At 53.6% G+C, this 25,052-nt stretch carries 14 protein-coding genes and 1 tRNA gene; 4 read left to right on the top strand and 11 right to left on the bottom strand.

The window, feature by feature from the left end; all coding sequences use genetic code 11:
- The 10 genes from LA756_RS06410 to LA756_RS06365 all read right to left on the bottom strand — a co-directional run bounded on the left by LA756_RS06410 (nt 1) and on the right by LA756_RS06365 (nt 20,344).
- Nucleotides 1-1,788: a S1C family serine protease gene (locus LA756_RS06410; protein ID WP_224439044.1), complete on the bottom strand. Its 1,788-nt coding sequence runs from the start codon at nt 1,786-1,788 to the stop codon at nt 1-3.
- A 16-nt stretch (nt 1,789-1,804) separates the two neighbouring features.
- Nucleotides 1,805-3,049, bottom strand: a complete 1,245-nt coding sequence (locus LA756_RS06405; RefSeq protein WP_224439043.1) for an NPCBM/NEW2 domain-containing protein — start codon at nt 3,047-3,049, stop codon at nt 1,805-1,807.
- A 36-nt stretch (nt 3,050-3,085) separates the two neighbouring features.
- Entirely contained in the window at nt 3,086-4,150 is a 1,065-nt protein-coding gene (locus LA756_RS06400) for a hypothetical protein (protein ID WP_224439042.1), read from the bottom strand.
- A complete protein-coding gene (locus LA756_RS06395) occupies nt 4,147-6,105 on the bottom strand; it encodes a hypothetical protein (RefSeq protein WP_224439041.1) in 1,959 nt (652 codons plus the stop codon). Before LA756_RS06395 ends, LA756_RS06400 begins: the two co-directional genes overlap by 4 nt.
- A 54-nt stretch (nt 6,106-6,159) precedes the next feature.
- The gene (locus tag LA756_RS06390) at nt 6,160-8,484 is read right to left on the bottom strand and encodes a hypothetical protein (protein WP_224439040.1); all 2,325 of its coding nucleotides are present in this window, start codon (nt 8,482-8,484) and stop codon (nt 6,160-6,162) included.
- Nucleotides 8,481-11,243, bottom strand: a complete 2,763-nt coding sequence (locus tag LA756_RS06385; protein WP_224439039.1) for a hypothetical protein — start codon at nt 11,241-11,243, stop codon at nt 8,481-8,483. Before LA756_RS06385 ends, LA756_RS06390 begins: the two co-directional genes overlap by 4 nt.
- Nucleotides 11,240-13,555, bottom strand: a complete 2,316-nt coding sequence (locus LA756_RS06380; RefSeq protein WP_224439038.1) for a BatA and WFA domain-containing protein — start codon at nt 13,553-13,555, stop codon at nt 11,240-11,242. The genes LA756_RS06385 and LA756_RS06380 overlap by 4 nt, the downstream gene beginning before the upstream one ends.
- 16 nt (nt 13,556-13,571) lie before the next feature.
- Nucleotides 13,572-14,474, bottom strand: coding sequence for a DUF58 domain-containing protein (locus LA756_RS06375; RefSeq protein ID WP_224439037.1), 903 nt, complete (start codon nt 14,472-14,474; stop codon nt 13,572-13,574).
- Nucleotides 14,443-15,489: a MoxR family ATPase gene (locus LA756_RS06370; RefSeq protein WP_224439036.1), complete on the bottom strand. Its 1,047-nt coding sequence runs from the start codon at nt 15,487-15,489 to the stop codon at nt 14,443-14,445. The genes LA756_RS06375 and LA756_RS06370 overlap by 32 nt, the downstream gene beginning before the upstream one ends.
- A 163-nt stretch (nt 15,490-15,652) precedes the next feature.
- Complete coding sequence (locus LA756_RS06365; protein WP_224439035.1) at nt 15,653-20,344, bottom strand: PQQ-like beta-propeller repeat protein; 4,692 nt, start codon at nt 20,342-20,344, stop codon at nt 15,653-15,655.
- A gap of 463 nt (nt 20,345-20,807) precedes the next feature.
- Here LA756_RS06365 and LA756_RS06360 point away from each other — a divergent pair, with 463 nt between their 5' ends.
- Nucleotides 20,808-21,146, top strand: coding sequence for an HU family DNA-binding protein (locus LA756_RS06360; RefSeq protein WP_224439034.1), 339 nt, complete (start codon nt 20,808-20,810; stop codon nt 21,144-21,146).
- Nucleotides 21,147-21,263: 117 nt separating this feature from the next.
- Here the strand turns inward: LA756_RS06360 and LA756_RS06355 are convergent.
- A tRNA-Phe gene (locus LA756_RS06355) sits at nt 21,264-21,336 on the bottom strand.
- Nucleotides 21,337-21,793: 457 nt separating this feature from the next.
- Between LA756_RS06355 and LA756_RS06350 the strand changes: the two genes are divergently transcribed.
- The 3 genes from LA756_RS06350 to LA756_RS06340 are packed head-to-tail and all read left to right on the top strand — an operon-like array spanning nt 21,794 to nt 25,044.
- Nucleotides 21,794-23,416, top strand: a complete 1,623-nt coding sequence (locus LA756_RS06350) for a prenyltransferase/squalene oxidase repeat-containing protein (protein WP_224439033.1) — start codon at nt 21,794-21,796, stop codon at nt 23,414-23,416.
- Nucleotides 23,417-23,445: 29 nt separating this feature from the next.
- The gene (locus tag LA756_RS06345; protein WP_224439032.1) at nt 23,446-24,333 is read left to right on the top strand and encodes a hypothetical protein; all 888 of its coding nucleotides are present in this window, start codon (nt 23,446-23,448) and stop codon (nt 24,331-24,333) included.
- 27 nt (nt 24,334-24,360) lie between these two features.
- A complete protein-coding gene (locus LA756_RS06340) occupies nt 24,361-25,044 on the top strand; it encodes a MotA/TolQ/ExbB proton channel family protein (protein WP_224439031.1) in 684 nt (227 codons plus the stop codon).
- Nucleotides 25,045-25,052 lie beyond the last annotated feature (8 nt).

Below are 25,052 nucleotides of genomic sequence, written 5' to 3'. Positions count from 1 at the left end.
TTAGGCACCCTCCCCTGTCGGATGAACGTTCCACTTCTTCACCGTCAGAATGTCGAACGGATCGTCGCCATAGCGGATCACCATTCGGTGAGGCAGCGTATATCCGTCGGTTTCTCGATACTCGCTGAATTCAATTTCGCATGGATCGGTGTCCGATTCCGGGAACATTTCCAGGACCATGAGTTGTCCTGTTTCCTGGTCGAAGTAAGCTCGGATTTCCAACGCGTCGTAGAGTCCCACCAGCACGTCGTACTGAACATTGAAGTCGCGACGAGGAGCGGTGCCGAGATGGTACACCTCACCAAAGGTGTCGAACTTCTCGCGAAGTAGTCGCTTCCATGTGTAAAGCGTCAGGAAGAGACCGCCACTGCCTGAAGGAGCCAATTTTTCGGTCAAGTCTCCAGCGACTTCGACGTTGTGGTTCACGCCGGCCATTTTTCCCTCGACGGTCAACGGGCCAATGTGGATGACGCCGCTGTCGTTGTCGACCAACGAATATTCCAGTTCCCAAGTCTCGCCAGTGTCAGCCCAATTACCTAACGCGTCTAACGCTTTTCGTAGGCGTTTTTGATGGGCGTGATTGAATTGGTAATTTGCGTAGCCAGTCTTTTCTTCGTAAAGGTGTTTCCATTCCTCTGGCGGCTTGGCTTCTTCTTTTTGACCATGTCCAGGCACCGGAATCGGCAGCTTCGGTTTCTCTCCGTCAGGTTGGGGGGCCTCTTCTCCTTCCTTCGGCTCCGGAGTTTCCTCTGGGCTTGGCGGGATCGGAGCATTGCCAGTTTTTTCTAGCAGCTCGCGACGAGAGTGTACCCCGGCAAGACGCACGACAGTGTCGTAACGTTTCCCTTCGCGGCGATAGGAAAGCGGAATGCTCCAGCCACGTGGGTAAATGCCCAGTATGTTCTTGAAACCGTTGACGGTTGTCACTTCTCGATTACCAAAGCTGACGATCTCGTCGCCGTAACGCAAACCTCTTCGGTAGGCATCCGAAGAGGACAAAATATTGGTCACGACAACACGCCCTTCGGTGTCAGTCGTGACGGTGGCCCCCAGCGTGGCATGATCGATAATGCGACCACTTTTCAGGTAACCAAGAAAGTTCATGACCTGGTTGATAGAGATCGCATAGCCGACTCCGACATTCACGCGGCCCCGTTTTTCGAATGAACCACGACCGTTAATACCGATCAGCTGTCCTTGGTCGTTGAACAATGGACCGCCAGAGTTGCCGGGGTTAATGGCCGCATTGGTTTGGATGCAATCGGTGTATTCCAAAAGCGTGCCGGCCGGATATTGATAACGATGAACACCTGAGACGATTCCCCAGGTCACCGTCGGTTGAAGATCGGTCGCCAGCAGAAACGGATTGCCAACCGCAAAGCACCAATCACCAGCTTGGACGGAATTGCTGTCCACAATTTCCGCAGCAGGGAAATCATCTCGGCCCAGCAGTTTGATGACTGCCACGTCGCCGACAGGATCGGCCCCGACGATCACCGCGTCGTAAACTTTGCCGCCATCTTCCGGCATGCTGCACTTCATGAAGTTGCCAGCAGGATCGGCAACATGAAAGTTCGTCACCGCGTATCCATCGGGACTGATGATTACCCCGCTTCCCCCACCGGCGGCACCTGCGAAGACTGAAATCGTCGACGCGGATGCCTTGGCAACGGCGTCGATTCGCTGCTGCTCGGCTTTGAGGACAGCATCGAGCTCTGACGCTGAAATACTGCTGACGACAAAAGTCGCAAGCAGAATGGCGAAGGATGTGGGGATGACGCGAAGCATGGAGGGACTCGTGAATCTACTTAAGCAGTCTTGCCTGGCAGAGGTGAAGGACGTCGCCGAAGTCTTCGCCATCACTGGCATCGACCACAATTTTAAGACGTCGAACTCCGGCAATGTTCAGTGCGATGTCCTCAGGCGGCATGCGATCGGTGAAGTCTTTCTCAAAGAGAATCTTCTGATCGCCGATGACCTGAAGTGTCGCCGTGCAAGTGCCTAGGCTGTGAGGAGCGATTCCGACACGCATTTGCAGCTGCCGAAAAACGAGTGGAAGTTCGTAAAGTATCTCGGACGTTGCATGTATCGCGATTCCGCGAGTATACGTCTCTGGCTGCTCGTCCTCTTCAAGTTGTAGAGGCTCTCCGTGGAACGAGGAATTCATGCGTGGAGCATACACTAACGACAAGTCATCCGCGGAAATCGCCGATTTCAGCACAGGAGTCCACGTGATTCTGGAGGGCTTGAGTTCGTCCAGAAATTGAATGTTGCCGGCAGCGAAGTCGAGCTTGGAAACCGCATTAAATGGGACAGGAAGCTCTGCCCCAGTCAACGTCGTAATTCGGCTGCTGCCATTGCTCATTGTCAACGTTTTAGCGGCGATCGATGAACCATCCTGAAGCTGAGCCACACAAAGGGGCGCGGGGAACTCCCGCGTACCACGTTGGAAAAAGAGCAAGCCATATAACTTGCTGGCGTTGACCGTCGTGGTGATATCATCCAGTTGGATTTTGATTCCTTCTTCGTTCATTTCATGAATCACCACTTCCTGAACGGTAAGCATTCCTTCGCGGTTCAATACAATCGCGTCGCCGCCGGAGTGTTTCTCAGCGAGGTCATTCCACTTTTCGCGAAGCGGATCATCGTCTGGGAGATTCGCATCTTCGCCATTGTTAGCCGTGGGAAGGAAGCGTACGCCTTTAAGAGCACTGCGGCCAAGTTCTACCTTTTCACCGGAGGTGAGCGTCAGACTAGCATTGCGAGACGTCACAGTCATGTCAGACAGATAAAGCTTCGTTCCATCGGCAAAGAACAACTCCTGATGGGCTGATTCCGATTGCGCCGACAAGCTGTCCGCAGCAGGCGTCAGGCTAATGATGTTTTTCGTGGAAATCATTTCCGTCTGACCAGCCGCAGACTCCAATTCCACCGCATCGGCAGACATCTTGATGAGATTGCCTGAAGCAGACGAACCATCCAGTTTCTGGACTTCAACCGCTTCTGGTGCGGCTAATAGCAGAATTGTCAGTAAGCAAAGCGTCTTCATGAGGCGTCATGTCTCAAGGCGACAAGAAGGTAAAACTTAGTTGTTGGCCGATGATGGATCGCGGGCGATTTTACGAAAGTACTCTTCAATGGCTCGGCGATAGTGCGAAGGGTATTCGTTGGAGATCTGCTGCAGTGCCTCTTGGCGTTCTTTCGGAGGCAAGTTGCCCCATTCGCCCTTGGTGTCGATCTCTTTGGGGTCGACGTTCCCAGGTCCGCTTTCGCTGCCTGGCATGCTGTCCTGCTGTGGCTGCGAGCCTTGTCCACTTCCCTGCGATTGCTGTTGTTGCTGCTGCTGTTGTTGACGCTGCTTTTCGAGCTCTTCGATCATTTTGTCGAGCTTTGCAACGACGTCTTCTTCCGTCTTGCGGACCTTCTTGCCGGCGCGACCTAAGTCGAGACGGCGTTCGATGTCACGCATCAATCGAGCCACTTCGTCCAGCGAATCGGTTTCCAGGGGTTCAATATCCTTGAGCATCATTTGCGAAAGTGCCAGATAGCGTGCCGGCAGTCCTTCGGAGCGAGCGAGTAGCTGCTTAAGCGTCGAAACGCACTCTTCTTTTTGAAGCAAGTAATGCTGACAGCTGGCCTCGAAAAACAGCAAAGCTGCGGGGTCGATAACTTGATCCGGCGTGGGTTCGCTGAGTTCCTGTAGCGCTTCGTCGTAGAAGCCTTTTTCGGCTAGCCATTTGCCGTAAACGAACTTGCCATGGTGTACCAAAAACGCGGGAGGCCACGCGTCCGGTTTGCTTGGATCGAGTTCGATGGGGCCTTGGTACAGGCCTGTCAGTTCCAGCTTTTGCAGTTGGTTCCAAATATCTTCGGCTCCAATCTGCAGCGACTGATCGAGAAGTTCTCGCAGAGTCAGGCTTGCACCAACATCTTCCGCCCATAGCGTGAGAAGCTTCTGCTTTGTTTCCGAAGGCGCGTGGGTCGTGCGACTCCATGCCGAAAGTTCTTCGGCAAGTTGTTCTTTAGTAGGAGGTGCCCAGCGATTCTGAACGGCGAGACCTGAATCCGCGTGCGCGAGCGAATCGGAACTTAGCAACCCTGCTAAAACCATGAAGCCTGACAGGCAGCTGGTAAGTCGGCGAAAACTCATTGGTTCTTCCCCTGAACATTGTCCCGCGTGATGTCATAAATGCGACTCTGGCGTTCCGCCAAATCTCGCAACAGATTTTTCAAGTCGTCGCTCGTGGCCTGACCGACTTCGTCTTCGGCATCATCCAGCATTTGAGCGTATCGATTGGTACGTTGATTGACACGAACTTGCATCGACTTGATGAGCCGTAACTCAGCGATTTTGTCGACCAGCGGTTCTTCACCTTGTTGCTGCTGCTGTTGTTGCTGTTGCTGCTGTTGTTGTTTTCGTTCTTCCTGTTCCTTCTGGGCCTGTTTTAGGGCTTCCAAAAGTTCTTCCAAGCCGGTGACGATGTCTTCTTCGATCGTGATGGTAAGACTGTCGAGTTTGGTCTGACCGAGACGATTGGCAACCTCTTGCATGTCTTCGCGAACCATCATCAACGACTCAGGAAATGCAATGGACGAGCCTTCTTCTTTCAGCAGTTCCAAACACTTGTCAGCTTCAACAATGATTTGCTTCTCGGCAAAGCTTAGCTTGCCTGCTTCCGCATCTTCGGCAGAGCCGCGTTGATCGACTGGAATCTGTGATAAACGCTCGGTGTCGTCATTAACGCGAAGCTGCATTTCGAGCATCTTGGTGAAGCGTGCCTCAAGGCGAGCCAAAACACGTTCGATTTCTTCCTCGCGAAGCTGTCGAAGGATCTCTTCGAGTTCGGCAATGGCTTGAGCTAGTTCATCACGGGCAGCCTGTTGTTCTTCAACGGCTCCTTCTTGGTCCGCTTCGTCCAGCTTCTTTTGGGCTTGCTCCATGCGTCGCTGGGCTTCTTCGATTCGCTTTCGAGGCGAAAACTCTTGCTGCTGCTGTTGTTGGTTTTGCTGCGACTGCTGACCCTGTTGACCTTCTTGTCCTGGTTGCCCCTGCTGTCCTTGCTGACCGTTTTGGCCTTGTTGGCTTTGGTCGCTTGGCTTTCCTGACTCGCCATTTTGCTTGTCTTGCGATTGCTCTGATTGGCTATCTTTCGGAGGATCACCTGACTTTGATTCGCTATCTTTAGTCTCGCCGTCTTTCGGCTCTCCCATCTCGCCAGGCTCGCCATCTTTCATCGATTCGTCAGAAGGATCTTTCTCGTTCCCCTCTGAATCTGATGGTGCTCCCTCTTGCGATTCTCCGTCCTTTGATTCACCTGACTGGCCATCGCTCGATTTGTTTTCGCCAGATTGCCCCTCATTCATATCGCCGGAGGCGGAATCCGAGCCTTCTGATTTCTCTTCCCCAGACTGCTCGTCGTTCGGTTTACCACTTTCTTTTTCCGAAGAATCGCCCCCTTCCGATTTTGGATCGTTGGTTGAATCTTCGCCGTTGGCTTGCTGTTCACTGGGACGGCCACCCTCTTCCTGTTCGGCGATCTCGTCAGAGAGTGATTTCGCGTCGTCCGCGAGGCGCCCCTGTTCGTCAGAAAGAGGTTTCTGGGATGCTCCGCCCTCAGTACGGCCCTGGATACTACGTTGACGATTGAGAAGCTTCTTCGTCGATTTAATGTAAGCTTTGATGCGTGCTTCTTCGTCTTTGATTTGTTCGTCGCGATTCTCGCTCTGCAGAAGCTTTAGCAGCGTACGCAAATCGTTCTCGATCAAAGACTGCTGATCGCTGGCTCGTTTAAGCTGTCCACCACTAAGAGACTCGGTCGTTTCCTCCATTCGGGAGCGGACTCGCAGGTTTCGACTGTTGCGGACTGCCTCGCGAAGCAGGTCGGCTCGCTGTGGGTTATTCGCTTCGTCGATATCAGCCATCTTCAGCATCAACTTTTCGAGAACGTCGAAGTTCGCACTGAGTTGTTGCTGGCGATCCGCTAGTCCGTTGTTGGACGTGTCGTCCTGGGCGTAAAGTGGTTGCCCCATAAGAGCGATGCCGAGAAGGAGAATCAGCCCGCGCAGTCCAAACAGCGTTCTTCGAATCGAAGGACATTCAGGCATCGAATTCTCCTTGAGGCGAGAAAAGAGTGGCCACTGGGTAGCCACCTTGGTGTCTTACTTTAGCAGATCCAGGATCTGCTTCTTCCGCAAATCTTCCGTTTCTTCGCGAAGTTCGGTCTGAGCGTCAATCAGTTGACGCATCTTTTCCATAAGTTCGTTGAAGTTCTCCAAATCAAACATCTTCTCTAGGATACGTTCCATTTCGAGAATGATTGCGTCCGTTTGTTCCAGGGCAACCTCTACAACCGGCAGAAACGCTTCCGGCTGATCGTAGGTTGCTTCCAATTCTTGCGTTGTGCTCTGTAATTGGGCATGCATAGGGTCGGAAAGTTGAGCAATCGGCTCGATAATCATCTTCTCAAGACGTTCCTTCCGGGCCGTCGTATCCATGCGGTTAGACGTCAATTCGACCCGAATTTCTTCGAATCCGACACGAATTCCGACAAGTTCTCCATCTGCCTTCTTGCTGGCCTGCATCGCACGTTGGATACGCAACCGTTGCAGATCGAGTGCCTTTCGGAACAATTCTTGAGCGTTTACAGGCTCTTCTCCCTCCCCAGGGGTGGTTTCTGAGGCCGCAAACTTCTCCGCTCCGAGAGCAAATCGCTTCGCGTCAATTTGAATTCGTGTGTACTCTTCCCTCAGACGAATGGTTTCTTCGCGAATCTGCTCGAATCGGCGACGGAGGTCCAACTCCCTGCCTTCAAGCAGTGAAAGCAGTTTGTCGGCCGTGACAACATCGAGTTGGAGTCGATCGGCGGTACCGATGTTGCCCTCGCCGTCGAGATCGCATTTGTCCTGGGCAAACACGGAAATCGTCAACTTATCGTCCGGAATGACTCTTAGGATGCCGTCCGGCGTCTGCTGATCTTTCAGGTCGATCACCGTCGAGAATGCACCGTCGCTATCTGTCGTGATCGGGATTTCGAGTTTGGCTCCGCCGATTACTTGGACCTCGATCCATGATCGAGCAACGCCGAAGTCGTCTTGAATTCGTCCATCCAAACGGATCTGCGCGTTTTGAGTAATCGCCGAACCAATTCCGACGGGACGCATTTCCACCGCTGGAGGTGCATCTGGAACAGCAGCAATCTTCAGGCGATATGGAATTTCGTTGCTCACACCATCGACATCTCGAAGGGAAACTTCCAGTGGAAGGTCTCGCGAAAGACTGGCATACTCTTCTCGAATGGTTGTCACCGGAGGATCGAACGTCAGCTCTTTTAACTCTTGTGTCGAAAGGTCAAATAGCGTCGCTGCGACGATAGGTTTACTGGTCGTCATGCTCAGAGCGACTTGCGAACCGACAGGTAATTGCGTCGCTCCAGAAACCACTTCCTTACGCGGCAAAAGCTCGGTGTATTCGGGAAGGACCGCATCGACTTCGCTGCTGGTGATGAACGGACGATCTACCACTTCAATCCGATAGTTTGATAGCTTGTGGTCGTAGCCAATGACATCGAAATCAAGCGAAGTCGTCATGCCTGTCAGTGGTTTACGGTCGTAAACGAACGGCAACTTGCCATCGTCGTCGGCGTTGCCGAGTCGCTGCATTCGAGCCGAGTCCGAAATGCCGTCGGCAGTGCGGTAGACTAACGAGCAATATCGAGGCGTGAACGAAGCATTGGTATCAGCGGCAACAAGTAAGCGAATCGAACTGCCGCGAGCAATTTTTACGGTCTTATCGGTGAACGGAAGAATCACCGTTGTCGAGCCTTCTTCCCCTGCTGCCTCGTTGCGTTGGAGCAGTTCGATGCCGACCAGTTCGATCCGAGCCAAACGTGGCCAGGTGGTGTCGCTCAATGACAAACGGCTAAGCCAGATTTGAAACGATGGAAAAGCGATCAACGCGAACAAACCGATCGTCACCATCGCGCCGACTGCGGCGGTCCCTTTTCGCCATAATGGCGTAGGATCGAACAGTTCCGTCAGATTGACTTCCGGGAGTGTGGCGAGCGCATCACGTCTCGTCTCCGACAGCATTTCTTGTTCGTAAGCGTCCGTAGCGGATTCGCTTTCCGAAGCTTCAACGGTCGTCAGCAGGCTCTCGCCAAACTGCGGATAGCGTCGCTCGATCAACAATGCCAAGCTGCGGTTGGGCATCTCTACCCAGATGCGACGAAAGATAAACTGATATGCGATCCAAAGCGTTCCGATGCCACCAATTGCCAGCAGTACACTGCGAGCTTCGACAGGCATTTCGCTGGCGCCAAAGGTAACTGGCAAATAATCGATTCCGAGTCCGACCCAGAAGATGACGCCGAGCCATATCAAAATGGCTGCAATACCTTCGATGATGACGTAACGACGGATACGGCCACGGAGGGCATCCAGCAGTGAAAGAATCGAATCTGGAAGTGGTTCTCGAGGCGTGCTCATGCTAGTTTCGCAAACCTCCGTTGAATCCATTCAATGCTTAACGCCAGGACAATAAATGCCATGAGCCAACCACGGAGTTGCTCTTGAAAAGTCCGGTCGGTCAAATCTGGCAAAGCGGTGTACATGTCGCGAGGCGGAAGAATCTCGGGGCCTACATACCCAGGCAGGTTTTCGCTCTTCATGAGGTCATCGATTCCAACAATTGACTTGCCACCGGTTTCGCTGCTGAGTGCCGTCAGGACGGCATCATCGCGACGAGGGTTGGCAATTTCGCGATCTGGAATTCGAGCCCTCACTTCTCGAGTCAATAATCCGTCTTCGCCGCCGCCTGGAAGACGGACTTCAATGCGATACTCGCCGTCTTGCAGAGGCGTGAACTGACCTGCGTATTGCCCTTCCTCGAATTCCGGAAGCTGTCGCAGGATCAGCGGTTGCTCCGTTCCATCGGGAAGGATCAGGCTCGCTTCGATCTGTGGATCGCTCAAAGGATTGTGCTGCGAGTCGGTGAGAAACGCACGCACATCGACGGTTTCACCAAGCGAGACTCTTTCCGCACTAACGAGCAGCAGTCCGCGGCTCGAATCGCGGGCAAGTCTGCCTTGTGAAGCATAGCGAATCAGCTTGGTGTAAAACGCCTCGAAGTAGCCGACATCCATCGACCGAATCCGCCAGAACTCGCCACTACCGATAAAGACGACTCGTCCAGCACCATAAAAATGAGAGGCCATATAAACCGGCGACTGGCTCGAACCGAGTCCGCCTTCGGCATCCACTTCGGCCCAAACCGCTGCCCCAGGTTTTACACCGCTGACGGTGAAGTAGCCGTACACGCCTGGGAATTGTTGCCAGATTCGACTGCTGACTTCGCCGGAAGCATCCAGTCGGAGTGACTCCGCTTTTTGTCCTTCAGGTGTCAAAACCACTTTGCGAGCCGTCTCGGAGCCGAAGCGGCCGAGGCCAATTGATGTTCCGCGGCTGAAGAAGGTCACCGGGTGCAGGTCTTTAACAATGTCAATTGCATCATTGCCTCGGCGAAGACTGGCCCATTCCGGCGTATAAATTGGCCCGGCAATCACGATCAAGCCGCCAGCCTTTTCACCGACCCAGCGTTCGAGCAGTTGGATCTGATCCAGCGAAAGTTTCGACCAGTCAGGGTCGAACGCGACGATACAGTCATATTCTTCAAAGAGCACCGTTGGGTCGTCCGGAAACTCGAAGAGCAACTCATCCGACTCCTGCGAGATTCCTTGTTCTCCCGTTTGCAGCAAAACGTGAAGATCGACGTCTTTGTCGCGGTAAAGCTGGTTTCGCAGGAATCGATATTCACGAGTCGGTCCCCCAGCCAACAGAAGGACGCGATTCCGCTGCTGAACAATTTGAACTTTGACCGTCTTTTGATTGTCAGACTTGTCGATGTCGGTTTCGGACGTTGAAACGATCCGCAGTTGATAAGCACGCGTGCCGATGTTCTCTGGCGTAATCTGAAAATCAACGGGGATGACCTGGCCATCATTTCCAAGCTGGACCGGCTGCGAGACCATGTCGATGGCCTCTTCTTTGAAGCCTCCATTTTCGTCGATTACGCCGGAAGCGACTTGCAACGTGACCGACTTGTTCGGCATTCCAAAGCCTTGGATATAGCCACGAAGTTGAAACTCATCGCCAGGATATGCTTTCGCTGGCGCTTCGAGATCGACGATTCGTACGCTTTCCGGTTGCTGGTCCGAGCCCAGGCCAACGGTGATAATTCGTGCTCCAATCTCTCGAGCCATTCGAGCTGCTTCGACAGGCTGAGTGCCTTCGTTGTTGGCCCCGTCGGTAATCATCAGAATACCGGCGAATGGACCTCCACGCTCTTGATTGACCAACTGAACGACTGCATCACCAATACGCGTTTCCAGTCCGGTTGGCTGCAGTTCCTTAGGCCAGTCGACATCGGCGATTCGGAGCGAATCGGGCGACTCGGATTCGATGCTTTCCGTGGATTGTGGGGCGTCGGGTTCGTTGGTCGATTCGCCAAACACGATTTCCCATGGCCGGACTTCGTCGTTGCGGAGGTCACCGAAACCGACCAAGACGACGGCTGCCAGCAAGCAGGCGGCGCTCACCAAATTTAAGGGGGCGGCGGCCTGGGAAGTGGCGAAAATGCCTGCCGACAGCAAGCAGAGTAAACCGAAGATCGTCAGGCCGATGCCAGTCCAGGTGATCCATGTCATCTGCGCCCATTGCTGATCAAACGTCGCAGAGTGCTGTTGCTCGACTTCTGTTTGGTTTTCCTGAGACCGCCCAAAGAAGGCGATACTTCTTGGCGGGGACGAATCGTCGAATGACATCAATGTAACGTCATGGTCTTGCCGAAGCTGCTCTAATAGTTCGCTCTGAGAAAGAAGCGTGATCGCTTGATCGGCACGCGATGTCGTATCGGTAACGGTGCCAGGCGTTCCATCGGTCAGACCCATGCTTTGGCTGGTATCCACTAACACTGCAACACGCGAGTTTTCACGAACTTCGCGCTGCGTTTTCTTTTCCAAGTTGAAAAAGAAAAACAGGAGACCCAGCAGTGCGGCAGTTCGGAGTCCGAATAGGACAAAGCGACTCAGTGTTGGCAGTGCATGCGAATCGCGCCGCGACCACCACCAAACAAACGTCATAATGGCAGCGACGACCGCGACGAGCATTGCCCATTGAGACCAATAGGGCAAGTCAGACAGACGGCTGAATTGATAGGCGGTTACCGTGTTGGTTGCGGCTTCATTCATGCGGCGGATGCTCCTGGAGCCGCAGGATGGTAGCTCGCGTAGTAGGCCAAAATCTGTTCCAAAAGTAATGCGCCGACAGCCAAAGCAAGCAAGATGGTTTGCCAGTTGGTGCCTTGCCGTGCAGCGCTGTCAAGTTGCCAGGCGTCGGCCGCGAAGTAGTTGAACGACACCGACGGATAAAGCTGACGGAGATTGGTTTCGTTCATTCCCATCAAATCACTTTCGGTGATTTCAGGAGCAAGCGAATAACGGCGAACCTCGTTGGAACCGTCGATCTTCGTCAGCCAAGCCTCGTAAACACCAGACTGCCCTGTGAGGAATCGACCAGTCACCGAGTCGACGCCGGCGAGTTCGGCCTGGCCTTCTAAGGTGCCTGGCACTGGCTGAAGCTGGAGTCGTTCGCTCCGATCGGTCGGTAGACTCGTGGTGCCGGGACTATAGAACTGTACGTCAGGGCGATAATCGGCGGTCGCGGCACTAACTGCAATAGGCGAGCCAACAGGAAACGTCGTTTCGCCACGGCTTGAGTTGCCGGCATAGTTTCGTAGTTCCAGGATCGTCACAATGAAGCTAGGGTTTGTTGCCCAGCTATTCCATTGTGGCCCTAGCGATGTGAGGAACGTGACGATCTTGCCCTGCCCTTGCCCATGCTCAAGCACCAGGGGATCTCCATTGCGTAACCGACCGAGAACACGGACCGAGTCAGGCTTATTGGCTTCAAACTCTGGCGTCACGGGAAAATAGTTGCCCACGACAAGTCGCCGTAAGAAAGGATTCTTCTCACCGGCGAAGACTTTAAAGATTTGATTGTCTCCAGGATCGAAGTCTGGCGGGCCATCGGGAGTGTTCTGATCAAGTTCTGCCGGAGCTTGTAAGCTCGTCGGTAAAAGGTTCGCTTTCGCCAAATCATTCAGCCCCAGTTCGTTGGTGCCAGGACCGAGATACCAAACGATGCCTCCTCCCGATTCGACGTACTGCTTAAGCGTCGTGACGATGCGTTCGTCCAGCTGTGGTGGATCGATTATGAATATCGTTTCAAACTTCTTCAGGTCACCGAGTTCAGCGGTCGTCAGAAAGCTGCTGCTGGTTGTTGTCGGCGTAACCCCCGTCGACACGTTAGGCCCAGGATTGAAGACCGACTGTAGGTAAAAAGCACTCGTCAATTTGGGATCGCCATCGACGATTAAAACGGGGGCCGTAGGCTGTACGTCGGCTGTTGCAAACCGAAGGTTATCGAGCGGCAACGGATCTTCCGGTAATCGGAATGAAAGTACGTGAGAGCCTTCTGCTGGGAAGATGATTTGCGTCTGTCGTGTGACCTGATCCCCCGCAGGAATTTCATCGAACGTGATCGGTAGCTGATCGTAAAGTCGTTCAAGAGCATTGCCCGCTTTGGCAATGTCGGCGTCGCCAGACTCGGAACCGAACAACTCGATCGTTACCGGAACATCTACGGCGGTCTGTTCCCCAAAGTTCCGAACAGAGACTTTCACAATCGTAGGAATCCCTGCAACGACTGTCCCGTTCCCGATAGAGATGTCGGTGATGGCCAGATTGTCTTGAGGTAAGCGAGCACAGTTGATCCAGTTCAGCTCGGTCGAGCGTTCCTCGATGCGAGAAATTGGATCGAGCAAAGCCGCCTCGGAACCCCAGTCTTTCTCACGAAAGTCAGAAATCACGTAGACCTGAGCAACCTCTGACTGATCGAACTCGCCAACCACTTCACTGGCACGCTGCAACACTTCCGCGAGCGGGACAGTTTGCTCGGTTGGGCTCGTATTGGCGAGCAATTCTTGGAGCTTTGTGATACTGGTCGAATCCATGTCCGTTCGCATTCGAGCCGCAAGATTCGGTGCCTTGGCATCGACTTCACCACGCAGGATATCAGAGTACAGCAAGACCGAGATACGCTGCGGTCGATCATCGGTGGCCAGGTTTTCGATAATGCGATTGGCTGTTTGACGAGCCGACTCGAATGCCGTGTCACCCCCTAGCCGTTCGCGCATCGAGAACGTGTCGTCCAGCAAAATGAGATGATGGACAACGCGGTCGCCAAGCATGTTCGACCAGCTTTGCGTGGTGATCAGCCCGGCAAGCATGGCGACAATCAGGGCAATCGCAGCCATTCGCGTTAGCAAAAGCAAGAGCTGACGAAGCATCACCCAATGCTTCATTCGGCGATGGCTTTGCAGCAGGAAGTCCATCGCTGCCCATTTGACACGCCGGTGCCGCATCATGTTGATTAAATGAATCAACACGGGAAGCGATATGAGGGCGAAAGCCCAAGCCAGTGCTGGATAAACGAAAAGCATTACGCCTCAAACGATCTTAATTGCGATGATGCATGCCGAGTCGATTGGAAAGGTAAGTCGTCAGGACGGTTGCCAGTGAGTCACGAGTACGCACTAACGCATAATCGATGGTGTTTTTGGTGCACTCTCGACGCATCGACGAAGTGAACTCGTTGACCGCTTGCAGGTAACCTTCCCGCAAAGCGCGAGGGTTACACGTCAGGTGGTCAGGTAATTCGAGGCCTTCAAATCGCGTTGATCCAGTGAATGGGAAGTCCAATTCGTCGTCGTCCATTACGTGGAACACCATGACGTCATGACCGCGTTGACGCAGGATGCGAAGCCCCTTGGCGGTAGCCGCAACATCGCCAAACAGATCGGAAATGACGATCACCAATCCGCGGCTGGTGTAGCTCTCGGCGAACTGTTTGCAGATTGTCTGCATGTCCGTCTTGTCACGCGGCGACTGATTCGCAAGAGCTTCGACGATGGTGTTCAAATGAGTCCGTTTGCTCAGGACAGGAACACGATAACGCATGGTGTCGTCGAAGACGGCACAGCCGACAGCATCTTGTTGTTTGAGAATCAGGTAAGCGAGCGACGCTGCGATGGTACAACCGTAGTCGTATTTGGTCATGGGACCGTTGCCGTAGCTCATACTGGCGGAAGCGTCGACCATCAGCATGCAGCGAAGATTTGTGTACTCTTCATACTGCTTGATGAAGTACTTGTCGTGCTTGCCTAGGACTTTCCAGTCGATATGGCGCAGATCGTCCCCCGTCGCGTATTCGCGATGTTGGAGGAACTCGATCGATTGCCCGAAGTAGGGGCTGCGGTGGGTTCCGGAAAGAAATCCTTCTACGACGTGCCGGGCTCGAAGTTCCAGTTTGGAAATCCGCCCCAGAGTCTCAGGATGCAAATATTTTTTGGAATCGGGCATCGCTGGTTAGCTGATCCTCTTTGGCGGGCGTTTCCTGCACAATCCGATCGATCACGTCGTCGGCCGATACTCCTTCACTTTCCGCACCGTAGTTCAGCACAATGCGGTGACGCAGCACCGGTTTGGCCAAGGCTTGGATATCCTCGGTCGTGACATGCGTGCGTCCATTGAGCAGCGCTCTTGCTTTGCCACCCAGGATGAGGAACTGAACACTACGTGGCCCGGCACCCCAGGAAAGCATGTCGGAAACGAACGAAGGAATACCTGGCTCGCCGACACGCGTTTGACGCACAAGCGTAATCGCATACCGAATGACATGATCGGAAGCGGGAACATCTCGAACGAGACTTTGCAGCTCGATCAGTTCTTCGGCAGTTAGAACGGGTTCAAGCTTCACCGTCTGCTTGGCTGTCGTGCGACGAGCGATCTCGAACTCGTCGTCGAACGTTGGATACTTCACGAACACTTTGAACATGAAGCGGTCTTGCTGGGCTTCGGGAAGTGGATATGTCCCTTCCTGTTCAATCGGGTTCTGAGTCGCGAGCACGAAGAATGGATCGGCCAGTTCGTGACGAACGCGACCGACAGTAACGGTGCGTTCCTGCATTGCTTCCAAGAGAGCGGCTTGCGTCTTGGGAGGCGTTCGGTTGATTTCGTCGGCCAAGATCACGTGAGAAAACAGAGGCCCTTGCAGGAAGCGAAACTCACGAGCGCCGGTCGATTTGTTTTCTTCAATGATTTCGGTGCCGGTGATGTCCGCCGGCATCAAGTCAGGCGTGAACTGAATTCGGCTAAAGCTCAACTCCAGCACTTTCGAGAGCGTGCTGATCATCAAGGTTTTGGCCAGCCCTGGCGCCCCTTCCAGAAGGCAGTGCCCTCGGCTCATCAGACAGATGAGAAGCTCTTCGATCACGTCCGATTGGCCAACAATAACTTGGCCAAGCTGATCGAGGATTCGCGTGCGCGCGACAGATATTTTCTCGATCGCCGATTCGGCGAACTCTGATTCGGACATCCAGGCTCTTTCTGTTCAAATAGAGATCTTGGAGGAGGAGCAGGTAAAGTTTTTCACGGCAGAAACGGTTACCCGATCCGCTAAACTTTACCATGCTCATCGTAACTTGTGCTGCGCAATTTCACAACTTGAATGGTATGCCGTCGTAGGTCTCACAAAACGTTCAAGGGGACTCTTCTTCCAATGATGGGGGGTAAGAGAAATCGATCTCCGTAGCGGCTGGTGGTGCAGGAACGGCAGGTTCGTCCGGATCGAATGTCAGCTTAATTTCAAGCTCTGTGAGTTGAAGCCGAAGGCTCTTTTCGCTCGGGTCGCCGGTCAACGAGAAAGTCCCGCTTAATTCGCCAAATTCCTGACGAAACAGCGTTCGTCCGTCTCGTTTATCAAGCAGCAGCACCTCCAACGCGGAATTCATTTGCGGTGTTCGTGCATCGGGACGATGGAGTCGGGCTACCAAGGCAATCGCGGGCAGTCCACTCGACTGGAAGGTTTCCAGCAAGTAGTTGTCGTGAACCAACGCTGGCGTCTCCCATGTCATTTCGCCCGTATTCATATCGAACGCGTAGATCTCGCCACGAAGGAGTGTTTCACTTTGGTCGTACGGGATGCTGCGGAATTGTGGACGTGATGTTATTTCACGGTAAACCGCGAGCAGGAACTGGTCATCCGATTCGACAATCTTCAACTGAACGGCTGGCTCTTTCCGAGCCAGTTTACGTTGGTGTACTGTCTTGCCGTCGGGAATGTTGATCATCTCTAAATTGCCAAGCTTGTCGAGCATTGCAATCCAAGGCTGTCGATCAAGTAGCACGCCCTTGGCGGACATGCCGGCTTCGTAGGTCTTGGTCCACAGCTTTTTCCCGGTTACAGCATCGTACGCATCGAGACCTTGTGCTGCTTCCTCTTTCGCTTTTTGCCACGCGACGACAGTACCATCGCGAACCGTCCAAATCCGATCGGCACTTGGCAGTTCAACCGTTTGAAGCAGTTCGCCGTTGTCAGCCGAAAGAACAAGAGCTTCCACCGTATCACCGACTTCACCGCGATCGTGGTTGTCGTCTTGTGGAATTGCGATCACATGCTTATCCGTCACGACAAGTTCGCAGCCCAGTTCGGCTCCATCACGTTCCCAGTAAACGGAGCCCGTAGCTGGATCGCGACAGATCAGTCGGGATCCGATCTGGTAGCAAATCAATTGTTGATTGCCAGCAAACTGGCCGATCGTTTTACGTGTGGTGACATCGCGAGCAATGCGGTCCATCAGGGAAAAAGGATTAGCCTTCGAATGGACATCGAACTCACGAGTCCGGCGAGTCGAACCGGCAATTCCGTTTTGTAAGTCGGCGTTCCAAATCATGCGCGACGAGTCTTCGCTAGGAAGGCTTGGCATCATGTTAAACGCTTGAAGTTCGCTTCCGAGCGACAAGACAAGCAGGTGCCCAAACTGTCGTGCGTGAAGCGCGCTGATTTGAGGGTGGTATAGCTTGCGACCGCTTTGCGTCGTGAATGGAATTCGGACGATTGGCTCGCCAAATTCGTCCTGCACGATGATCAAATTGGCTTCGCTATCTAACAGAAGCGAGTAATTGCTGCGGGCTTCCATGCCGACTTCATCCAGGCGAATCGGATGATCGACGCGGCTAAACCCTTGATTACGTCGTTTGGTGATATCGACCCTGGTCGCGGAGTAGGGCCAAATGGTTCGTTCCCGGACGATGGCCGCGGCAACAGGATCCCATTGCTGCAGAGCGGCTACCTGACGACCGGTTCGATTGCCATCGACGGGAATGTTGCTGTATTCACTGGAAAGCAACGTGAACCATGCCGCAGCTTCGTTCGCAAGTCCTGCTTTCTTCAGGCCTGTGCCCAGTTTAAATACGAGCGGTCCGGACTGCTCGGGCGAAAGGTCTTGAGCAAGGAGTGTCCGCAGAACACCTTCCCCTTGCAGAAGAAGTCCTTTATCGAGCAGCATTCCAGCGAGTTGAATTCGGGCCGATTGGGTCGCTGGGAAACGTGGGAAGCGATTGATGAAACGTGTCAGTTGTTTCTGGTGATTCCCATCTGATGAAAGGAGCTTGTCGAGTCGAGCTTGGACTGCTTGATCAGCTCGCTCACGTTCTTCTTCGGTCATCAGGTCACGCAGCTGGCTGATCTTGCCGCGAGCCCAACGATCGGCACTCACTTCCACTTGAGGATCGAAGTCGTGAATTAAAAGTTCGTTGGGAACGACCTGCGTATTGAGATACTCATCGGTTAAATCGAGGAACTCAAAATAACGCTTTAGTGCTTCATCATGCTTGCCTTCGGCATGCAAACCACGGGCAGTCAATCGGGCCAACGTTATCCGTTCGTCCAAAGAATCGACGAGACCTTCGAGTTCGTCAACGACATCTCGAAATCGAGAGAAATCCTGGCCTAATGCTGCCAAGCCAGTGATGACAAGTTGAGTGCGAGTTTCATCGTTGGACTCGATATCGATCGAACGTTGAAGCGATACCAACGCGTCGCCCAAGTTGCCGTCATGTTTTTGGAGCTTACCTTGCATCCGCAACGCCTCGGCATCGTTGGGGTTTTGAGCAAGACGCTGAGCCACTTCCCGTCGTAGTGCATCGATTTGCTTGTAAGCGGTAACGAATTCCGGGCTGACCGAGATTACGTAGTCTTTGTAACAAACCAAGTTGCCGAGCTCGCCGACTGCTTCGATGGGCGTGCCTAGTTTTCCATCGGCAAGCTCAATGGGAACGATTTGGTTTTTAGTCGTCGGAAGATAGTACTTGTCGTCGAGGCGGAACCCGTAACCACTAGGAAGTGACAGTTCCGGCAGAACGATCTCTTTGTTTTTCCATGCCGGCTCGCCGCTCTCGATGTTCACACCCATGACTTCCGTTTTGCCGATCACCAACGCGACTTCTCCGGCCACGGTTGCCAGGGCCACATTATCCCGACGTGGGAGCTCCCAAAGCTTTTCGCCGGTCAGCAAATCGAGACAGTACAGATAGTCAGCGTCGGTCGGGGTGATGAGTACTTTGCCCTGATGAATCATGGGCGTGCCATCGTTCCAGCGATCGGCGAGTGCTAAAAAATCGGTCCCCTGTTCTCGCCCAGAAATACGACGACCAGGTCGGTTACGATCTGGTTCTTTGTACTGAAACCCCCAAAGCAGCGTTTGATTGGAAAGGTCCACTGCAACGACCGATCCAGAGTTGGTCGGGCAGACCAGGATGCCACCTTTGTGCGATGGCGTCGCGGCTTGCAAAAACGATTCGATGAGATCAGCAGAACTTCCTGTCGTTTGGCGAGCGAGTTGTTGCGACCATTGGATTTGCCCTGTTTCTGCATCCAGACTAAGCAGGCGGATTTCGTCGATTATGCCTGCCAATACGAGCAAATCATCGCCTAGTGGAAGTGGTGGTCCCAGGAATCGAGCTTCCGAGAGTTGTTGGCCCGCTTGGTTACCTTCGGAACCGACGCCTCCGAGTTGCCAAAGGATGGCACCCTCGCGGGCGATATCGAAGCAATAGAGGTGATTCTGTTGGCCGGTAAACATGCCGCCGGCATTTCGAAGACCACTGTTGGCCAGGATCGAACCGAGATTGTCACCGGCGGGTTGGTCGTCGTGGACGTAAAAAAGACGCGTTCCATCGGAGGAAAGATGGCCTGATCGAGCGTCCGCCCAGATAGCTCTCTCGAAGTCGCGTCCTAGTCCAGGGAAGATGTTGTTCAGGAGATCTGGTTCTTTTTCAGATAGATCCAAGTCGAGGTTATCCCACGGATACTTCCAAAGCACTTTTCCACTTTGAATGTCCGTTGCCAATAAGCCGGATGGCGTGCGGAAGACGACTTGATTTTGCACAACAACTGGGTGAATCGCCGGAAAGATAGGAATCCGGTTGTCGAGAAATTGACGCATCGACGCACGAATCTCGTCTTGCTGCTGCTGGCTTTGAGCCATCCGTGCATTCCACTGGATCTCTTGCAGCGGTTCACTGCCGCGAGATGGGGCCGTTCGCGAAACGGAACCTTGGAACATGGTCCATGCATAGGGAGGAAGCTCTTGGCCAGACTTGGCTTGCGTAAGCCGATCGAGGATTTGTTCTGGAGAAGTGCTGCCGACGATTTTGAAGCCTGGAAGGAGTTTTGCGAGCGACTGGTCATCTTTTAAACGAGAAATGATCGCCTTGGCTTGCTCCGTTTGGCCCACTTCGCGGAGACAAATCGCACGCATCAAATCAGATTCGTCGACAAACGTACGTGTGCGGTTGGGCTTGTAGTCGAGACGATTGAGGGCCAGAAGTGCTCCTTCCCACTGTCGGGCATCCATCGCTTTTCGGGCCAGGATGATCGCGGCTTTTTCACCAGCTGGCGTAAAGAGGAAGCGTCGTGAAACATCGGCCAGCTTACGCTCGTCGTTTTCGGCAATCGCTTCCTGAAGGAGGACATCGGGCTCGGTTCCTACCAGCAGGTCGTACGCTTTTAGAACGTTCGGTGGGAGGTTTTGGACCAACTCAAGGGTCGTGGATTTAACGCTTTGCGACGTCGTTTGCTTGCCGGAGTCGAGCGGCGAAAGAAAGTCTTCGGCATTTTCGCCTGCCAGAAGCAGCATGATGTCTTGGGCCGCATCGGTCCATTTCTCTTCGTCGGCCGCTTTCTCGATGCGTTCCAGCCGAAGCCGAGCTTCACGTGGAATTGGCAGGAAAAAGGAAGACTCCAGGTCGGACTGCTCGTTTTGCCCAAACGCGACTGCCGGGGCTAGAAACGCGGCTAGGAGAAAACCGGAAATCCAAGATCGAAATGGAAATTGGCGGCAATGTGGTCCAAACGAGGGAAGAAGCTGACCATTCCGATTCATGAACATGCCCTGCATTTCCGTTGAGGGGAAGCTTTGCGATGGCAAACGGCAATCCTGCCAAGCCCGATACTGCCATCGGTAAATGTACTCTATTCCAAAATCTCCGGGGAAAACAAGTTTTGTCCTCCTGGGATCCGGCAAAATGCGAGTTTCGCACGAGAGTTTTGACTAAACAGTACATTTTACCACGTAATTAGAGACGAAATGAGCATCAAAAGCGTTCGATAATTCAGGGGAATTCTAGGGGCAATGGCGTCTGAAGACTGCCTCGGGGCGGCCAAAATCGCTGAAATCGGAGGCTCTCAGACCACTTTTCCGGCAATTTTCTTGCTATTTCCCGGGAAAAAGGGGGTTTTCTGGTTTGGCTGTCTTGAAAAACCGTGGCAAACTTCTTTAATCGACGCGTTCCGGAAAACGGACATTTGTGACCCATTTTTACATTGGATAGCCTTTCTCGTAGGGAAACCCCATGGCAAAGAAAGCTGCAGCTGCAACCGTCAAGAAACCCCTCACCAAGACCCAATTGCTGGCCAACATCGCAGAGTCGACAGGCATTGCGAAGAAGGACGTCAGTGCGGTCATGGACGCGCTGTCCTCCGAAATTGGCAAGGCTCTCGGTCGTAGTGGTGCCGGTGCGATCGCCATACCTGGCATCGTGAAGATCGAAAAGAAGAAGGTTCCTGCTCGTCCTGCTAAGAAGGGCGTGCCGAATCCATTCAAGCCAGGCGAATTGATGGACGTTCCGGCCAAGCCGGCTTCGACCAAAGTCAAAGTTCGTCCTCTCAAGAACCTGAAGGAAATGGTCTAAGCCATTTGCCTGTAAGGTCTTGCGGATATCGCAAGAAACACAAAAGGCTCTCGAAATCGTCGATTTCGAGAGCCTTTTTTTATTCCCAAAGCCATCGTTTTGAGGGCCTTTGCGAAGTGGTCAGAGCCGGAATCGAACCGGCGACACATGGATTTTCAGTCCATTGCTCTACCAACTGAGCTATCTGACCTCGTTGGGAAAGAGCTAAGTCTAGATATCCACATGGGGGTTGTCAACTGGGGCACTCCACAAAGACTTCGCGCACTCTACGCCGACATTTGGACGAGATTTCGCGCAGAATGCCTGTACACTCCGGTATAATAATTTCCTAAGAGGTTTGTTAAAAGTTTCATGCATCGCGCAAACCCTTATTTCTCTCGAACCGCTGGACATCTGGGCGTATCTGAGTTGCGCGGATCTCTACAACTTGCTTGACAAGCCGTGCCAACAATTCTAGTTTTAACGCCTATGCAAATTGAGATGTCGATCCGAGGCACTAACGACTCTCATGAGGGGCGATTATCCCCCACGTAGTTAATTCTTCTTGGAATTTTGGTTTGCCAAACTCACTGCAATTGCGGTAGCTTCGGCAGATTGTTCCGAGCGGTAACTACGGGCAACTCATCTTAGGAACAGAGTAAAATTCGATGCTACAGCGAACGAAACCATCGGTGTTCGTATGCTGCTTCATGTCCATAGGGCTTGCTCTCTGGGGATTGGTCTCGCCTGCGATGGCGCTGACCCCGGAGTCGCCGGAAGTCCAGAAGGTAGTGAAAGCGGCCAATGCGTACCTCGCGTCATCGGGCGATCATGCTCGAGTAGGCGGGAAGTCTCTTATCGCCATGGCTCTCTACAAGTCCGGCACTCCCAAAGACCATCCACGCATCAAGCAAGCCGTCGACGCGTGTAAGAAGTTCGCCAACAAAGTCCCTGAATACAAGCACGACGTCGTCTACGATGCCGGGCTCGCGTTGATCTTCCTTTGCGAACTCGATCCGCATGCTTACCCGAAAGAGATCCAAAATCTCGTTACGTTCTTCGTCAAGAATCAGCGTCCCCATGGTGGTTTCGGTTACTCCGAGCAACCCAGCGGTGACAACTCCATGACACAGTATGCCGCGCTCGGCATGTGGTTGGCTTACCAAAACCAATACGAAGTTCCGCCGCAAAATATCGCCGGCATCACTAACTTCATCATGTCGGTGCAAGATCCTTCCGGGGCCTTCGGTTACCAGGGCAAGATCTCCCCTCGCGGAAAGCCTCGCGTGCAGCAATCCGACATTCGCCCGAGCCTGACAACGGCTGGGCTTTGTTCGCTCTATGTTTCTGCCGACGCGCTCGATCTGAGCAACCGCCGAGCGAAAGTCGACGACGGACTTCCCTCGGAACTCGTCGACGTTACAAAAGACCCTGCCCGCGAAGAAATGCGAAAGGGTCGCGCATTGGTCGACAAAGATGCCCTCAAGTCTGTTAAAGACTTGGGCAACCAATGGATGGAAAAGAACGTCAAGATCGAGGGCAATCGTTGGCAGTTTTATTTCCTGTATGCATTGGAACGTTTTAAGGCATTCCACGAGCTCGATCTCGGTCGGCCGGACCCAAATCCCAAGTGGTATTCCGAAGGCTACGAGTTCATCAAAAAGAAACAGGGCAAAGATGGGGCGATCAATGCTTCCGAAGAAGGGAACGCCGTTGGAACTGCCTTCGCGGTGCTCTTCCTCGTGCGTGGGACGGCCGAATCGATCAAGAAGCATGTGCGGACGTTCGACAATGGCTTGCTGGCCGGCGGCCGTGGACTGCCAGACGATCTGGCCGGTGCCGAGCTTCGCGACGGAAAAGTGATCAATGTCAAAGAGATGCCAGAAACGGAACAGTTCTTGGAGCTGCTTCAATCGGACGATGGATCGCTCGATAGTTTGGTCGACACCGATGTGACATTCGACATCAATCTGACAGGGCCAGAGCGAGAGATCGCGCTGCAAGCCATCCGGCGGAAGCTGCGACAAGGCACTTACAGTGCTCGCCGTCTGGCCGTGCGGGCGATTCGCGACGCGAAAGATTTTGATAGCGTACCGTCATTGATCTTTGCTCTTTCCGATCCCGATCCACGAATCGCCGTCGAGTCGCGCGATGCGTTGCGATTTATCAGCCGCAAGATCGATGGCTTCGGCATGCCTGCCGACCCGACGCCGCCAGAGCGTGAGCTGGCCATCAGCAAATGGAAAGAATGGTATCGTTCCCTTCGGCCGAATGCTCGCTTCCTTGACTAAGACACCCAAGTAACGATTGCCCGCGCTTCATGGCTTCGACCACTCATCTCAAGAACAAACAGAAACCTGCCCACGCCAACCTGGCGAAGGTATCGGCCTACGATCAAGTCTCTGGCTTGCTTGTCGCGTTGCTCATTATGGTGGGCGCCGGGGTGACGGTGCTGTTCGTGATCTATCTGACCACGCGAAACTGGGAAACGAATGTTTCGATTCCGGTGATCATTGAACCAACCCCAGGCCGCGGCGATCATGCGATGGGTGTGGCTCAAGACTTGGAGGCTCCTGGGCTGGAAGAGCTCGAGGAAGTGCTCGACCCACAGATCGAAGCGAACTACGAAGCGGTCACCGATGCGGTCACTTCGCAGCAAGCTGCGATGGAAAATGTGGATGGAGCCGCCGTCACCACAGATGGAGGCAACGGCCAAGGCGACAATCGCCCTGTCGGTCCGGAAGGAAACGGCCCTGACATTATTCCTCGTTGGGAACGCTGGCAAATCGAGTTTGCCGGTGCCGACTTGAACACCTATGCACGTCAGCTCGACCACTTCGGGATCGAACTGGGAACCGCCGGCGGTGGCGTGCAAACCATCGATTATGCATCGAAGCTTTCGACCGGCAATCCAAAGCGGCGTACCGCTTCCGGCAAAGAAGAGGACCGACTCTACTTCACCTGGAAGACAGGCTCGCTCCGCGATGCCGACATGGAACTGCTTAAAAAGGCCGGCGTGAACACGCGGGGACGTATTCCGATGCAGTTTTACCCGCCTGATACAGAGAACCTTCTAGCGTTTATCGAGCAGCAATACATGGGGGAACGTCCCCTGCCGACGATCCGGAAGACGGTCTTCGGCATTCGTGAAAAGTCAGGCGAATACGAATTTTACGTGATCCGTCAGTTGTATCGTCAACCGAGATAGCCCAAAGCGAATTCAGCGGTAACAAACATGGACATTTCTGGACTTACTCAAATCTTTGCGACGTCGATGTACGGCGCTCTCGCCCTTGTAGCCTTATGGGGCGCTTACTGCGTGACCATGGTCTGGGCACGTGTGTCGCAAAAGCGATTTCGTAACGAAGCCCAGCAGGATGCTTTTCTCGATGCCGTCGAAGAACCGCTCGAACAGGGCGACTTCGAGGAAGCCAGCGAACTGTGCGAGTCCGACCCTCGGGCATTGCCTCAGTTGGCATACCTAGCCATTGAAAACCGCGAGATTGGGTATTCGCAGGTTAAGCAGCTAGTCGTCGAACGTTTTCAGCGAGACGTGCTGGCCGATTTGGACCACCGCATCAGCTGGATCAACACCGTCATCAAAGGCGCCCCAATGGTCGGCCTGCTTGGTACGGTGACGGGGATGATGGGGGCGTTCGCCAAACTGGCAACGGCCGACAAAGTGGATGCCGGGGCAATGGCCAACGACATTAGCCTGGCACTGATCACAACTGCTTTGGGCTTGGTGATTGCCATTCCGCTGACGTTTTGTTTGAACAGCGTGAACATCCGCATCCGCAAGATGGAAGACCTGGTTGCCGTTGGCCTGACGCGTTTCATGGGTAGCCTTCGCGAAGCGATTGCAACCGAAACGATGCATGAACTGGAAGAGATTCAGCCAGTCAGTGCATCGAAGTAACGCGTGGG

It is taken from the genome of Bremerella sp. TYQ1 (assembly GCF_020150455.1).
Classification (GTDB): domain Bacteria; phylum Planctomycetota; class Planctomycetia; order Pirellulales; family Pirellulaceae; genus Bremerella; species Bremerella volcania_A.
This window is presented reverse-complemented; position numbering and strand designations above follow the sequence as displayed.